The 17,315-nt window shown below is 44.4% G+C and carries 8 protein-coding genes; all 8 read right to left on the minus strand.

What is annotated here, in order from left to right; genetic code table 11:
* Window positions 1–55 precede the first annotated feature (55 nt).
* The gene (locus tag BY457_RS15005) at window positions 56–2,485 is read right to left on the minus strand and encodes a glycosyl hydrolase family 95 catalytic domain-containing protein (RefSeq protein ID WP_106154144.1); all 2,430 of its coding nucleotides are present in this window, start codon (window positions 2,483–2,485) and stop codon (window positions 56–58) included.
* A gap of 19 nt (window positions 2,486–2,504) precedes the next feature.
* A complete protein-coding gene (galB, locus tag BY457_RS15010) occupies window positions 2,505–4,934 on the minus strand; it encodes a beta-galactosidase GalB (protein ID WP_106154145.1) in 2,430 nt (809 codons plus the stop codon).
* A gap of 78 nt (window positions 4,935–5,012) precedes the next feature.
* Window positions 5,013–7,853, minus strand: a complete 2,841-nt coding sequence (locus tag BY457_RS15015; RefSeq protein ID WP_106154146.1) for a TIM-barrel domain-containing protein — start codon at window positions 7,851–7,853, stop codon at window positions 5,013–5,015.
* A gap of 342 nt (window positions 7,854–8,195) precedes the next feature.
* The gene (locus BY457_RS15020; protein WP_106154147.1) at window positions 8,196–9,920 is read right to left on the minus strand and encodes a cellulase family glycosylhydrolase; all 1,725 of its coding nucleotides are present in this window, start codon (window positions 9,918–9,920) and stop codon (window positions 8,196–8,198) included.
* A 171-nt stretch (window positions 9,921–10,091) separates the two neighbouring features.
* The gene (locus BY457_RS15025; protein WP_106154148.1) at window positions 10,092–11,936 is read right to left on the minus strand and encodes a hypothetical protein; all 1,845 of its coding nucleotides are present in this window, start codon (window positions 11,934–11,936) and stop codon (window positions 10,092–10,094) included.
* A gap of 20 nt (window positions 11,937–11,956) precedes the next feature.
* Window positions 11,957–13,672: a RagB/SusD family nutrient uptake outer membrane protein gene (locus tag BY457_RS15030; RefSeq protein WP_106154149.1), complete on the minus strand. Its 1,716-nt coding sequence runs from the start codon at window positions 13,670–13,672 to the stop codon at window positions 11,957–11,959.
* Between the two features lie 19 nt (window positions 13,673–13,691).
* A complete protein-coding gene (locus BY457_RS15035; RefSeq protein WP_258176757.1) occupies window positions 13,692–16,829 on the minus strand; it encodes a SusC/RagA family TonB-linked outer membrane protein in 3,138 nt (1,045 codons plus the stop codon).
* 291 nt (window positions 16,830–17,120) lie between these two features.
* Window positions 17,121–17,315: hypothetical protein (locus BY457_RS19150; RefSeq protein WP_219885171.1), on the minus strand; the 195-nt coding region annotated here is incomplete at its 5' end.

Consider the following 17,315-nt stretch of genomic DNA (forward strand, 5'->3'; position numbering starts at 1 on the left):
AAATTTCACTATAAATCATCCAATTTTCAACTATTACGCATTGCTCAGAAAACTCCTAATAATAAATTACTCTTATTGTAATTGGGGCCCTTTCCTTCAGACTCACCTCCATCGTTCCCTCTGTAAGTTTTTTTCTTTTAATGGAGGATGCACTATTTTCGGTCTCAACTTTTGAAACAACTCCGGGCAACTCAACCGTCACATCCTGATCTTTGCCCGATGTCAAAGTTACTTCAAGTCCCTCTTCAGTCCACGACAAACGATCAATCGTAATTTGTCCCCGCAGGGCCATTCCTTCAATGCTACCGGTTTTCCAGTCTTTGGGAAGGGCGGGCAGCAATTTCACCAGTCCGGGTTCTGAATAAGCCAGAGTCCGCATAATTACGGCAGGAAAACCACCACTCACATCCATGTTAAAGAGATTGCCTGAATTGTGATAAGTTCCCAGTGACGGAGTGAAATAATAGCGCGAAATCCAATTGATAATTTCTCCGGCAATCTCGCTATTTTCCAAATTGGCAGCTATCATACCCATTTGGGCCAGACCAAAAGCCATCTCCCCACCGTTTTCATTACGGCGATGCACCATTCTACGCTCAACTGCCTCTCGGGCAGCGGCCATTAGCTCAGGACTATTTGTAAATTCAGGGGCGATGATTTCATACAAAGCATACAAATGCGATACATGACGATGTTTGTAATTATCTTCAAATTTTTCGGGAATCCATTCTGCCAGAGCACCATCTTCATTTACCCGATAATCTGGCATTCTGGTAAGCATTTTTTCCCATTTAGCAAGTTGCATTTTCTTCTCTCCAACAAGCCTTCCGGCTTCAATGCTGTTACGTAACAACTCCTTCGCAACCATCACATCCATGGTTGCATCAACAGTAACCTGTGCGTTGCTGTTAGAAGGAGTATTCTCAGGCGAATAAGAAGGTGTAAAAACATATTTTCCATCTGCTCCCTCGATCAGAAAATCTTCGTAAAACCATGCAGCCTCACGCATAAACGGATAAATATGCTCCTTCAAATACTCCCGGTCGCCGGTATAGAGAAAGTAATCGTAAAGAATCCCGGAAGCCCATCCTGCCCCACCTGTCCACAATGAAAGAGTCCACTCATCATCGAAGTGAATATTCCATCCGTGGGTACTTGAATGAGCCGGAACTACAATCCCGCGGGTTCCAAAAAGGCGACTGGCATTATCACGATAATAGGGCAACATGCGCTCATGATAATCCATATAAGCTTTGAGCAGTTCGGGCGTATTTGCAGGCAAAAGGGCAGAAACAGCAACTTCAACATTTCCGTCATGTGTAAAACCAGATGACCAGGGAGGTGTCCATGTTCCACTCCAAATTCCCTGTAAATTGGGAGGATTGGTTCCGGTAGATGAAATAATGTTGTACCGGGCAGCATCAAATTGCTTTTCAATAATTGCAGGCGATGTTTTCTCCCTGGCTTTCATAACCAGGGCTTCAGATTGCAAACCCGATTCATCGCCATTGGCAAGATCCAGCTCAACCCTGTTAAACAAATCACCATGAATATTCTTATGAACGGACAGGAGCCTTTCATATCCTGAGTCTATTGCTTTGAGGGAAAGTTTTAAATCATCAATCAGGGATTTTTCAAAATTATAGTTGGGAACCACACGCATCAAAACCAAAATTTCATCAGCATTCTTGATATTCATACGATCTCCCTGATAAGAAACCTCTCCACCTGATGAAATTACGCGGGCAACACCCTCAAAACCTTCAGGATTGCCCTCCCATTTTCTGTTAAATTGGGTAGAATAGGTCAAAAAACCATCCCCGGCAGATGTTTCTACACTTTGTATGGCGCTGTTGATATACTCCCATTGATCCCACGCAACAGGATGACGTCTGAGAGACAGTGACGCACTTACTTTGTCACTGCCCGAAATGCGCATCACCAAAAGGCTGTCGGCACGTGACACAAACAAACTCCGCTGAATTAAATTTCCGTTTTGCAACCACTCAACCTTTGCCTCTCCGGTCTCGAAGTCCACCATCCGGGAGTAGTCTTCCACGTTTCCGGCTGGCATCTGAACATCAATATTGCAAAATGGTACATAAGGATCGATCCATTTCTTTTCACCATATCCCTCTTTCATACTCTGGTCAACAGGGACCTCTGCGGCTTTTCTGTATTTACCTTCCGCAATAAGCGACCTGATTTCATCAAGCCGTGAAGCCTGGTTGATGGGCTGCAAAGGCACCCAGTTGGGCAGATAATGCAGCGCATGATTTACCACAACAGTCTCCTGATGAGGATCTCCAAAAACCATGGCCCCCATTGTGCCGTTTCCCGACAAAAGAGCGGATTCCCAGTTGGGTGCCGGCTTCCAGCTCACAAAACCATGCCCCGGCTCTTCAAATGACTGTGCCACAGCAGTTACTCCGGTTATTGCAAACAGGAATCCGAGACAAATATTACTTAAAATTCTTCTGTGCATTGTTCTTAGATTTTCAATCTCATTTCAACTCAATTCTGATTCCGGCCTCGGGCATTCCGGAAGTATTGGCTTTCAACATTACAGAGCCCGGTTTTCGCCCTGCTTTAATAACCGCAAGGCACTTGCCGTTAAAGGCTTTTCGCTGGGTAGCCTGAAAAGAGGCATGACTGGTCTGGTCACCATTATCCGTCGCCACAATGGTGGCTTCGCCATCCAGACTGAACTTTATCAGATTATCTGCATCAGGAACCAAGTTCCCATCCTTATCGGTGACCAAAGCAGAGACAAAAGCCAAATCATTTCCATCAGCATCTATGGATTGACGATCCACACTTAGTGATATAATCGCAGGTTCTCCGGCAGTATGTATCTCTTTTTCAGCAACTACCTGACCCTCAAGTCTGGAGACGGCACGAATTGTTCCGGGCTGATAATCAACTCTCCACATCACATTAAACCGTCCTTCCGGTTTACTTTTTGTTCCCAGTGATTCACCATTCAGAAACAACTCAACCTCATCGGAATAATTGTAATAAGCCCAGACATCAATGGTTTGCCCTTCTTCCCAGTTCCAGTGCGGAAACACATGAAGCACAGTATCCTCCGACCACTCACTCTTATAGAAAAAGTAAGGGTCTTTCGGGAAACCGGCTAAATCGACCATCCCAAAATAGGAACTGCGCGATGGCCATTGATAAGGCGTTGGCTCACCAAGATAATCAAACCCCGTCCAGATAAACATCCCCGACATATAATCATTATTTTTAATCAGATTCCAGGTATCGGTGTGCGTAGATCCCCAGGGCGCACGGCAATTGTCGTAAGCCGAACAAGAATTTCCGGGATTCCCGTCATAAAAAGGAATATCCCAGCGTTTGGGCCAGATGCGCACGCTATCGGAGGGCATGTCGTAATGACCACGGGAATGTAGAGATGAGTTGGTTTCGGTAGCGATAAATGGTTCGCCGGGAAAAGTATTGGGGAAGTCGAGCCAGTCTTCGTGATGGTAATTGAAGCCCACCAAATCCAAAGCGCCCGATTTATTCAATGAATTACCGGGTGACGGTCCGTTGTTACCGGTTGTGATGGGTCTGGTTTTATCAAGTTCGCGCACAATGGAAGCCAGTTCTTTGGTAATCCTGATTCCGGTAGAGTCCCATTGCTCCAATATTTCGTTCCCGATACTCCAAATCATCACACTCGGGTGATTTCTATCGCGGCGAATGTGGTCACGCAAGTCCCGCTCATGCCACTCATCCCAATAAAGCGAGTAGTCGTAATCGCTTTTGGCTTTGGCCCACATATCAAAAGTTTCATTCATGACGATAAGTCCCATCTCATCACATAACTCCAGAAGTTCGGGAGCGGGAGGATTATGTGATGTGCGAATGGCATTGGCCCCCATTTCCTTCATGATTTCCAATTGCCGTTCAATAGCCCGACGATTAACTGCAGCCCCTAAAGCTCCGAGGTCGTGGTGCATGCATACGCCTAATATTTTTGTGGGTTGATCGTTAAGAAAAAAACCCTTTTCGTGGTCGAAATGAAAAAAACGAATCCCAAAATCGGTTTCATACTTGTCTATCAACGTACCATCGGTCTCAATTCTGGAAACGGCGGTGTGCATAGCAGGGTTTTCGAGTGTCCACAATTCCGGTTGAGATACCTCTGTAGAAAGGTCAATGACTTTGGTTTCACCAGCAGCAATGCGAACGTCAGCCGCCCTGGCCGAACCTATCTTCTGCCCATCAGCAGAAAAAATATCGACCAAAAGCTGAAAAGTAGTATCCCCATCAAAATCGTTGCGAATTGAATGCTCAATATGCACCAAAGCCGCATCCTGTGTCACCTCAGGTGTTGTAACAAAAGTGCCCCACTGATCCAGATGAAGAGGATTTACCGAGGTGAGCCAAACATTGCGGTAGATCCCGGAACCGGAATACCACCGGGAGTTAGGCTGAGCGCTGTTGTCCACTTTTACAACAATCACATTCTCTTTTTCACCGAAAAGGAGATAAGGTGTAAGATCGTATCTAAAGGAGATGTATCCATTAGGCCTTTTGCCAAGATAATGTCCGTTGATCCACACTTCACTGTTCATGTAAACCCCGTCGAACTCAATAAAAAACATTTTATTGCTTTGACATTCGGGCAGCGAAAACGTTTTCCGATACCATCCCAGTCCGCCGGGAAGCGCACCTCCTCCAACTCCTGAAGGATTATTTTCATTAAAGGTCCCTTCAATGCTCCAATCATGAGGTAAGTCCAACCTCCGCCAGTTGGAATCATCAAAATCCGCATGGTGATACCCGTTCGAATCCAGACTATCCACAAGAGCAAATTTCCAGTCGCCGGTAAATTTATTTCTTGTGCGAACTTCCTTATCTTCATGTGTACAAGCCGACAAGAACAACCCGGCAACCATAAAAAACAAGACAAAAGACCTCATAGTGATTAGTTGTATGTGTGGAGAAATAAAAAAAGGCCTGATAATCCATATATCATCAGGCCTTTAGTTCAATTCAATCTACTCAAAAACGACCTCGACAGCCTGACCGGAGTAATCCACCAGCTGCCCCCGGGCGACATCAGGATTGAAACCGACAGATTTGTCGGGCGCAACAAATACTACATTAAACTGACGTTCATTCAGCATACCCTCGAATGACCCCTGACGGCTGCCAATGGTAAGTGTTTTATTGTCGTTGTTGTATGTGAAAGGAATGGTAGAAAATTTACCCTCCTCATAATTATAGTTGGTGTTTTCGTCTTCGTAAAGCTCAAACTCACCATCATCACCGGTGTAAACATAAACAGTGATCAGCTCAGGTTTTTTCTCTGTGGTGTACTGGATTTCAGGACCGGCTGTAATAATGGCTCCTGCAGGTGCATACATCGGCATGCGTTCGTAGGGGGCATCCACCTCTTTGGTTTGTCCGCCCTCTACAAATTCTCCGGTATAGAAGTCATACCATCCCTTGTTTTCGGGGAAATAAACCTCACGGCTGCGTGCTTCATATTCATAAACGGGACATGCCATCAGACCTCCGCCAAACATAAACTGATCGTCGATGTTATAAACGTTCTGATCGTCGGTGTAATCCATTACCAGACCACGCATGATGGTATAATTATCGTGGTAAACAGCACCGGTAAGACTGTAAATATATGGCATCAGACGATAGCGAAGCTTGTTGTAATAAAGCATGGATTCATAAGCTTTGTGTCCTTTGGGTGCAATATTCCAAAGCTCTCTGTAGGGATATTGACCATGTACACGGAACAAAGGAGAAAAAGCACCAAACTGGTACCAACGGGTATTCAGCTCACGCCACTCTTTCATATCTTCGCTTCCTTCCTCTGCTCTTTCATATCTTTTCTCCACACAAAATCCACCGATATCCATCGTCCAGTAAGGCATTCCCGAAAGAGAAAAATTGATAGCAGCAGGAATCTGTGCTTTCAGGTCTTCCCAAACAGTTCCGATGTCACCACTCCAGGTAACTGTTCCGAAACGCTGCATTCCGGCAAAACCCGAGCGGGTAAGGATAAACACACGCTCATCATTTTTCTCAGCACGCTGACCTTCGTAAATTCCTTTGGCATTCATCAAAGCAAAAGCATTGAAATATTGAGTGGATGGTCCCAAATGTGTAGGATTCATCAAATCTTTACGATATTCCATGCTGGCATTGGAAAGAATATCTGGTTCGGTAGCATCCAGCCACCACGCATCAAAACCTTTGGTATAAAGTTCTTCTTTTATTTGCTCCCAGAATAGTTCCCGGGCACCGGGTGCATACGCATCATAAAAGGATCCCACATATCCCGGATAAATCCAGTCTTTGATGCTGTCTTCCACGGCCTGACGATACATCCAGCCATTCTTGTCGAACTCTTTGAAATGTTCTGTATTGTGGTAAAACTTGGGCCATACAGAAATCATGATGCGCGCATTGTTTTCATGCACTTCATCCACCATTCCTTTGGCATCGGGGAAACGTTCCTTATCAAACTCATGACTTCCCCATTGATCCACAGGCCAGTATGACCAGTCCTGAACAATATTGTCAAGTGGAATCTCGCGCTCACGGAATTCATGCAACACATCAAGCAATTCATCCTGTGTTTTATAGCGCTCACGGCTCTGCCAGAATCCCATGGCCCATTTGGGCATTACCTGGGCTTTTCCGGTGAGTTCACGATAGCGCGAAATCACATCGTCCATTGAATTTCCGGCCATAAAATAATAGTCAATCTGATCGCCCATTTCACTCCAGAAAGAAATACGCTCCTGTTCTGCAGGATCCACAGGGGTTAAAGCTTTCAGTCCGATATATGACTCTCCCCCATCAGGAATCCAGTCGAGCTTTACATGGTATTTTTTCCCGGCTTCCATATCCACTTCAAACTTAGCTACAGATGGATTCCAGGCAGTACGCCAACGATCGGCCATCAGCTCTCCGTCAATCCAGATTTTGGTATATCCGGCATAGTACATCAGGAACCGGTGAATACCAGTCTCTTCAGGCTGTAATTCCCCCTCCCAGGTAATCCGGGCATTGGTAAAATCAAAACCTTCAGGGAAATTCTCAATGGTGGTCAGATTTTCATAATCAATGGTATTTTCCTGACGAACCGTGAATACATTTCCTGTTTCTTTGTTATCGATGTAAGTGGCAGTAAGGCTTCCCTCTTCTCCTTCGTTGTTGAATAGTTTAAATTGATCTAATTGTCCGTAAGGACGAGGATCTCCCCAACGTGTCAGGGAGTAATTATCCCACAGAATACCGTAATTGCGGGTAGATACAATCACAGGCACCGAAACTTTGGTATTGTATTGAAACAACTCCTCATTTTTGCCTTTGTAATTGTAATCGTGCGCCTGATGCTGCCCCAGTCCATAGAGACCTTCATCGTCATGAGATTCCCACACCTGACGCACTTCGTAACCTTTTACGCCATCCACTTCCATGGACTTAATGGTTTTTCCACCCTTCTCTTTTTCCTGAAGTATCATGTTTCCGTCCGCATCAAAGAACTGAACCTCTCCGGTGGTTTGAGATACTTTAGCAGTAAGCTTTGCAGTGGTAAGGATCAGAATATCTCCATCTTCTGTGACATCAAAATCAACAGTTTTCTCCAATGGCAAAGCAACCAGACTCTCTTCATTACTAAAAGCATCGGCAGCTGTAGCAGACACTTTGATGATTTCTTCACCAAAGGGAGTCAGACGAATAGCCTGAACTGCTTGATCAGACGGATCCTCAGGAAAAACCGTCAAACCGGAATCATCAACCTTCCATCCTCCCTGAGAACATCCAAACCCCAGGATCGCAATAAATCCAAGTAACAAAAACTTCTTCATAATTTCCTATTAATGATCCTTATAAGCATAATTTACTCATAAGATGATTCTAAAAATAAAATGGCAATATTCTAAACTTCAGGTAAAGGGATAATTTCTTAAATTATTGTGGCCTCCATACAAAGATTGCAAATAAGTGTGAAAATTACACACCGTATCTGAACAAAATCTGATATAATTTTTAATCTAAAACGTTTCCCATCTTTACAATCATTAAAAGTCCGGAAGTTTCCCCTGAAAAAGAAAGGAGCAAAAATTGACCACTTAACCCCTGGCTCCCGTCTTCTCACAGCGAGAAACCTCCATGACTTTAAATGAGTTATAAAACGGCAACTACGACATTCAGAAAGGATACTCTCCGGCGTTGGAACCCTCCATCAATGCATCGTACAACAATTGGTCGCCCACTTCTAACTGGTTTCTGTCTATCATCCCGAACCCATGGTTGGTCAGACTTCCTTCATCCCAGTAAAAAGGGACCATTCCGTAATTTTTTGCCTGCTCGGTAACATACCGGTTAAAATAAGCACGTGACTCATAATGAAGCTGTTGCCAATTAGCATTGTCACTTATGGTGCGACGAATAGCGCCAAACTCTCCCAGAATCACCGGAATTCCAATATCCACAAACTGATTTTTCATTTTCTGAAACTGAGTTAACACAAAGTCCTCTTCACAATCCCAGTCGGGGTAACGTCCTTCGGCTCCATCTATGTGATAATTCTCACCCCAGAAGTAATAAAAGTCTCCCCAGGTTTCATCCTGTGTTAAACCACAAAAATTCCATGGAGTATAGTAATGTACCTCGGCCATCAGACGGTCTTTCACATCATCCTGAGGCAAAGTGGTCATCAATGTATGGGTTTTATCAATATCGGTCGAAGGCCCCTGGAAAATAAGCACGCGATAGGCATTGCGACCACCGGTAGCCCTCACTACATCTATAAATGTCTGCTCATAGTTGAGAAGCACTGCCATCTGTTCTGCATCTTCCACATTGGGCTCGTTGGTTCCGGCAAATAACAGATGTTCGTCATAGTCCCGAAAATGAATGGCAATCTGTTTCCAAAGTGCTTCCTGTTTTTGACTCACTTCTTCTTCCTTTTCGGGGGTTATATTTTCTTCAAGCCATCCGCCATCCCAATGGATGTTGAGGATGACATACATATCGTTGGCATAGCAATAATCGACCACTTCCTGCACCCGTGCCAACCACGATTCTTTAATTTTATAGGTTTCCTGATCTTCGATGTAGCTGTTCCAGGCACAGGGAATACGCACTGCATTGAAACCGGCAGCAGCCACAGCATCAATCAGGGCCTGCGTAGTTTTAGGGTTTCCCCAGGCTGTTTCTCCGGATGGTGGTTCCATGGAATTTCCGAGATTCCAGCCCATATTCATTTTTGATGCCAGTTGGATGGCAGTACTCTCCATGCCGGTCATATCGGCAGGAATAGAGGTGTCTATGCCAGACTGAACCACCGTAACGGTATCTTTAATGTCCCCCATTAAGAAAATAACCAGACCTGTACGTTGAAAAATTGAAGGATTGGGTGCCACAGAAAACTCTTCAGAAGCCTCTGAAAGTGATTTATTCTGCGAGATCCAGTCAGACTGAATGCTCAATTCATAATTATTGGTAACCTGCAGATTTACGGAAAAATTACCTCCCGATGCCTCAATCTCAAACCGATCTTCCTCAATAATCATTAGCTCACTTCCGGCTTGCGTGACCACAACCTCCTGTGTCAGTCCGTCAGCAGAAATGGTTATTACAGCCGTTCTTTCAGCGGCATCAGGATTTTTCTGAACCGTCACGGCAACAGAAATTTCCCCATCGGCGGCGGATCCGAAAAGCATATCAACATTTAACCAAACAGCTCTTTCTGAGATAACCCAGTCACGGTTGGACTGAATATTCAGAAATTTAGATCCACTATTGGCAGGAAAAGAGAGTTCATCAACATTTACCGACAATGAAGCCTCTTCAAAGGAATCGTCATCGGAGCAAGATGAGCACTGGAGGCTCAGCAATGCCAGAAAAAAGAAAAATACCAGTTTCTTCATAAAAAACAGATCAGTAGATTTGGGAGCTTCGTTATTTAACTATCCAGCTCCATGAGTAATTAAGCTGCACTCACAACTTTGTCGTCTGAACAAATTAATGCAAGCCCCGGCTCAATTACCGGGACTTGCCTCTAATTGGCTATAAATAGAGTTTATTTTAAATCTCCTTTGTTAATAGACCAACACCTCATCAATGGTAGCTGCTACGGCAGTCATATCAGCAATATCCTCTCCCATGCCGACTATATCAATCACGAACACCATCACGCCTTCCGACAAGGTTCCGGGAGCAAATGTAGCAGTGTAGGTTCCATCTCCGTTTACCGTGATGACCTCTCCGTTAGCCTGGGGATTCCAGTCTCCATCTGCATAAAGAATCGAGGCATCATAAGATCCTTCAGCTCCTTCAGTCAATGTAACCCCACTAAGAGTAAATGTAACTTCCAGGCTGTTGAATGAAGCCAGTTCGCTGGTTGAGAATGGAGGATCTTCTTTAGTGCTACCATACTCGTTAAAAAGCTCCAACCGGAGGTTCCCTTTTTCTTCAATATCACCATAAGCAAGTTTGGTATTATCGAATGCCAGCACTGTTGGCTGAGGTTCTGCATCATCGCTTTCAGGAGCCCCTCCAGCTGAAGGAACCAGATGGTAAGCAACATATTCGGGCTTTTCGGGATCTTTTGCACCAACCCACATGCCTGTTACTTTACCGGCAGCATCTTTTTCAATGGACATAATCCGCAATTGATTGTCAGCAGTTAACCCAAAACTGGCCCATCCAATCACTGAAAATGAAGGAGCGATTCCGTCGAATGTATAAATTCCTTTTTCATCCAATGTATAAGTACCTGTCTCAGTAGTTCCGTCAGGAGCAACATACTCAACGGTATTGTCATCTGAGTTCAGTGTAAGTGAAAACCCTTCATAAACACTGGGATCAGGAGTTCCTAACCAGTCGGGGTAATCCTCCGGAGCATTCCACCCATTCATTCTTGTTCCATCGAGATTACACCAGTCAATAGGATTCTGATCAGACAATGTCCAGGAGATAGAAGTAGAAACTACCTGCGAAATATCCTCCTGCCATCCGGCGGGAAGTTCAGGCTCAGGATCCGGAAGATCTTCAGGAACCCAGTTATCATAGTATTCTTTAGAAACATAGTTGTAAACAAGCAAGGCAGGACCTTCTCCCGACAATGCCTCGTCACGAATAACACCAAGCTGCATAGCATCCTCAGTAAGAGACATTACCCGGATATCTCCCCAGTTTATTACCTGTCCATCACGTCCTTCATCATGCAAAGGAGCGGCATCAGTCATGGAAAGCGTTTTGGCATCAGCATCCAGGAAATAAGTACCATTGTCCACTCTTCCGAGTACTTCATGATTTACCGTAACAGTTGCATTTCCTTTAAGACTGAAAGTCATTGTTCCGTAATCCGCTGCAGGCATTATCCACTGGTTTCCTTCCCAGTCTGCCTGCCAGTTCCAGGTATCTCCTTCAATGGTTTGTCCTTCTGTTACAGTAGCCCAGCTGTCGTCGGTACCATAAAAATAGAGAGGCCCGACAAAATAGCGACTTTGACCATCAGCATTCAGATCCAGCAGCCACGTTTTTTCTTCACCAACACCACCGGTCAGTTTTGTCCATAATGGATCATTGACATAATTCAGATTGGTGGTTGTAAGTTCCAATGTAAAGGTATCGGCCTGGATCACTCCACCAGGGGTTACCACACCATAAACAAAGTCGTAGTTTCCCTCAAACGGAATACGAACAGTATCATTCACCCTGGTACTTCTTCCCATTGGTGTTGTCCAGAAAGGAGCGTATCCATCGTTTCTGGCCATCAGGATCACCATATTAGGATCTTCTGCATCCTGAACAATGCTGTATTTCAAATCTTCCTTTGAGAGCATTTGTCCCAGTTCATATTCCTCGGGCTGACAGGCCGAAAATAACAGCGTCATTACAGCCAGCACCGAAAAGCATATATTGAAAAATTTAGTCTTCATAATCTAATAGTTTTTTGTAATTACCATCCTGCATTTTGCTCCAGCAGGTAATTCGACAGTGTTATCTGAGTTTGAGGAATCTGGAACAAACCTTTTTTCTCCACAAAGTTGGAAGCCTGAATTACCACCTGATCCTGATTACCACCACTCAATACATCCACACCATTCTCTTCAGCAATTTCAGAAGCGGCCTTATCGATTCCCTGACGCAGCAAATCCCAATAACGAATTCCCTCAAAAGCAAACTCAAGTTCTCTCTCTTCCAGAATGTTTTCGGGTGTAGCAGAAATTTCATTAAACCCTGCGCCCACTTCTCCATCCACAGTATAAGCTCTTCTCCTCACGCGGTTGAGGTATTCTGCAGCATTGGCACTACCCAGTTCGGCAGCCATCAGTAATACATCAGCATAACGAACAATTACCCAATCCTGATACTGAGAAATCTGAAAATCACCTTCGCCCAGACCGGCTACCTCGTCAACAAGTGTCCACTCACCTGATGCTTCATCCTTTTGCCACTTACTCATGGGAGTATATTTCTTCACAGAGAAACCGGTATATTCACGCTGATCATCCAGGGTTTCGAAGTCGCCTTCGATGCCTTCACCAACCAGGTCAATCATTGAAGCAGCGCGACGGGTATCTCCGTCTCCAAAAGCCTGAGCAAATTCAGGATGGACAGTACAAGCACCCCAGCCACGACCGTAAGGAAAACTACTAAAGTTTCGCATTCCCATCATTACAAGCCAACGGTTTCCATCCATATTGCCATTGTAATCCTGGGTATAATTAAATTTCTTGGCCAGCACTACTTCCTGATTTCCACGGCCGGCGTAAGATGACTTCATTATTTTATTATCGCCATCCTCTTCCAGCGTCATACTGGCAGCAGGCCACAGATTCTTAAATTCCCCTACGAGGCCGTACTCTTCACTGGAAATAATATCTTCAAGACCTGACAATGCCTCCTGAGCACTCACCATCCCTACCAGATCACTCTTCTCGTAATATCCGGTATAGTAAAGGTAAACACGTGCCAACAGGGCTTTTGCAGCATATTGAGTAATTCTTCCATCATTCTCATTAGCGTTGCTTTTTGGATAAGCATCAGCCGGAATATTCTCAGCGCCAAACATCAGATCCTCAGCAATTAATTTATAGACCTCATCGGGATGAACCTGTGGAAGATTTTCATCTGAAGGTTCGGTAAGCAAAGGAATATTGCCAAACAAACGAACCATATCGAAATAGAGGATCGCACGCAAAACGCGGGTTTCTCCCTCTACGCGAACCTTATTTGCCAACTGCGCTTCTTCTGTATCTCCATTCCATGCTACGTTGTCAAGTTCCTGAAGCAACTTGTTGCAACGGAAAATCCCCCGGTAATAAGATTCCCATAAATTGTTGCCCAAATCGGAATAAGAAGGAGCCTGGGAGAGATCAAAACGATCAATGGCCTGATAATTTCTGTCATCCCCCACGCCTGTTGCACCAAAACACTGGTCAGACATCACTTCAGACAAAAGGTAAAAAGAGACATCGGCATCGGAGGAGGTACGTTGCCACCCGTCGTAGCAACCAATCAGTGCCAGTTCAGCATCAGCCTGAGTGGAATAAAAATTCTCGTCAAAGAGGGATGTTTCCGGTTCCACATCCAGAAAACTGTCGGAGCAGGAAGAAAGTCCCAGTCCTACAACCCCCAGTGCTGCTATTATATATATCTTAAAAGACTTCATAAACTAATGTTTTTAAATATTAGAATTTAACATTTACACCCAACAGAAATACTCTCGGACGGGGATAATATCCCAGATCTACTCCGGAAACCCAATCGCTGGTACCATACCCGACTTCGGGATCCATTCCGTCGTATTTGGTAAATGTAAAGGCATTCTGAACCTGGCCATAAAAACGAAGCTGACCCAGGTATTCCCAGTTAATCAATTCACTAAAGTCATAACCCAGTGATATATTGCTGATGCGAAGGAAATCTCCGTCCTGCAAATACAAGTCAGAGAATGACCAGTTCACGTTATTATCAGTTACCCGGGGCATCTTGTTGGAGGTACCCTCCCCGGTCCATCGGGCCAGAATGGCACTGGTGTAATTGGCCTTTTTGTTGGCATGATTGCGGTAGGACTGAACAATCTTATTTCCGGCCACTCCACTGGCGGTCACGTTAAAATCAAAGTTCTTGTACATCAGATTAACATTAAAACCAAAAGTAAAGTCAGGCATTCCGTTGCCCAGATCTACCTTGTCATCTTCATTGATTTTACCATCCTTGTTCTGATCCACATATTTCACATCTCCGGGCTTCACATTGGGCTGAAAAATACCGTTTCCTGCATCTCGCCAGGATTGTATCTCCGCTTCATTCTGAAAAATACCTGTAGTTTCGAAACCCCAGAAATATCCGATGGCATGACCGTTTTGAGCACGGTAGAATTCACCGGAGTTATCATAAAGCATATTGCTCTCTCCGTGAATGATTCCATCTTCTGTGGGAATGGCACCCACCTCATTTTTATTGTAAGCCCCGTTGGCCGACAAAGAATACCTCAAGTCACCAATCTGGTCATTCCAGTTCAGTGCCAGTTCAATACCGGTATTTTTCACATCACCACCATTGATAAAAGGAGCACCGGTCCCGGCAGTTCCCAGGATGGGTGCTTCCACCAGCCAGTCTTTGGTAGTTTTGATGTAGTAATCGATGTTGGCCCCCAAACGAGAGTGCAGAAAACGGGCATCAATACCCACATTGATTTGTTCGGAAGTTTCCCACTTTACGCCTGCATTGGCCAAACGACCGGGATATGCACCCTTCACATTGGATCCCAGCTGAGTTCCGAAAAGGTAATATCCTGCAGGGTAGTCTCCGTCATAATTGGTAATAATCATCGGGGATGCATACTGGAAGTTTTCGATATTCTGATTACCTACCTGGCCCCAACTGGCTCTTAATTTCAGATAATTCATCCAGTTTCCGGCATCTTCCAGAAAAGACTCCTCAGACATTACCCAACCTGCCGAAACAGAAGGAAAATATCCCCAGCGATTGCTTTCCTGAAACTTCGAAGAACCATCCGCACGGAAAGTTGCATTCAGCATATACTTCTCCTTGAAGTTGTAGCCAAAACGGGCAAAATAGGAAACGCGACGTGCCTTCACTTCAGGACCACCTTCCACATTCCGCTTTTCGGTAACTCCGGTAATATTTCCATCCTCATCTTCCACCAGGGTTGCCTGGCCGGTAGTGTTGTCCAGATAGGCATAGTCCCAACTGTCAAATTGCTCAAGCAAATCCCAGTTAGATCCCTGAACACGCATTCCCTGGTATTGAATAGATTCCATACCGCCCAGTACCTCGAAACGATGGTCCCCAACTTCGAAATTATAGGATGCAGTGTTGGTCCATGTCAGTGTATGTCCCTTCGACATATTTTGCTGAACAGTAGTGTGATCTTCATTGTAAGAATAAACAGAAAATCTGTAAAGAGGTGTATAGCTGCGGTATTCTCCGGCATAGTAATTAATACCAAAAACCGTTTTAAGGGTAAGGTTTTCGATGGGTTCCAACTCAGCATAAACATCGGCCAGCAAGCGCTGATCATCATTCTCATTATTGCTGTTGGTCATCATGTGCCCATAAGGGTTCCCGTCGCCATCATACCACTGTGAAGAGGAGGTATCGTTATACGGAGAATCGTACTTATTATTATCGCTAAACACAGGTGCAAGCGGAGAAGTTCCAAAAGCTCCACGAAGTGTATTACTATACTGATTACCTACCTGAACTCCGTTTTTCATAATATAGCTGAAATTTAGGTGTTGCCCGACTTTCAGAATATCATTATACAGTTTGTGCTCTGTATTTAATCGAAATCCGTAACGCTCATAATTGGAAACATCTGATCCTCCTACAACACCTTCCTGTCCGGTATAATTCAATGACATAGAATAAATGGAGGATTCAGAACCACCACTAAGTCCTATATTGTAATTCTGTGTAACAGCATCGTCAACAAACATTTGTTCTACCCAGTCGGTATCAGCTGTACCATCAAAGATAGAAGGATTGTACAAAGCAGCTCCTGAGTTGGCTGCCTGCTCCTGCATAATATTAATGTATTCATTGCGATTCAGCATATCGGTATATCTGGCTACCTGCTGAATACCATAATAGGTATCAAACGTCACCTGGGCTTTGCCTGCTTTTCCGGTCTTGGTCGTAACCAGCACCACCCCATTGGCAGCCTGCGATCCGTAAATTGCAGCAGAAGCGGCATCTTTCAATACATCAATACTCTCAATATCGGAAGGAGCAATGGTCGAAATATCACCTTCAATTCCATCGATAATGTAAAGAGGCCCGGCATTGCCAATAGTTCCGAGTCCGCGAATGGTAACCTTCATATCGGCTCCCGGTTGACCCGATGTGGAAGAGATATTCACCCCGGGTGTGCGTCCCTGAAGGGCCTGCAACGGAGAGGTATTGTTCATTCGCTCAATGTCTTCCCCTTTCACTTGCAACGTAGCTCCGGTCACCAGTTTTTTCTTCTGAACTCCGTAACCAACCACTACTACTTCATCAAGATCGGTGATATTTTCTGTGAGGACCACATTAATGACAGAACGTCCCTCAACAGGAACTTCCTGACTCTCAAAACCAATAAACGAAAACACCAGGGTGGCATCGTCGCTTACTTCTATTGAGTAGTTACCATCCACCTGGGTAATGGTACCATTCATCGTACCCTTTTCGAGGATAGAGACCCCCGGAATGGGCTCATTTGACGAGTCAGTAACCACACCGGTCACTGTTTGCTGGGCCATCATCAGCCCAATCCCCGCCATAAAAAAGAACATAAAAAGAAAACTCTTTTTTAACATAGCTTTGGATTTAAATCTTTAACCTGGACTATTCACAAATTATCTATTGCGATGTTCAACTACCTGCTAAATAAAGGCGTCCTCAATAAAATTGAATTGAAAATAATTCATTTTTCCCTTCATCAATTTTCTTTGCGGGTGCCCGTATTTATTGGCATTTGAACATCTCATAACGAAAACTTATGAATAGACCAGGTTAAATAATGAAACACTCCTTCTTTTGAGTAAACCAAAAGTTCACTGTCCAATACAACTTTTAACTGCATTCGACTTTTCAAAGGTATTTTAACACTATTTAAGATTTAAGTCCTTTTGTATAAATGATGGGGGGAATTGGTATTGATGAAGGGGCAATATGTATTTCAGATGGTGGTAAAATGTATTTTCAAGAGTATCCACCCCAGCAATGACATCTTTCCTGGCATGATCCAGACGCCTACCTTTGTCAAAAAAAATCATGCAACACAGAAAATCTTTAAACCAGAG

The sequence above is a fragment of the Marinilabilia salmonicolor genome (assembly GCF_003003035.1).
GTDB lineage: Bacteria > Bacteroidota > Bacteroidia > Bacteroidales > Marinilabiliaceae > Marinilabilia > Marinilabilia salmonicolor_A.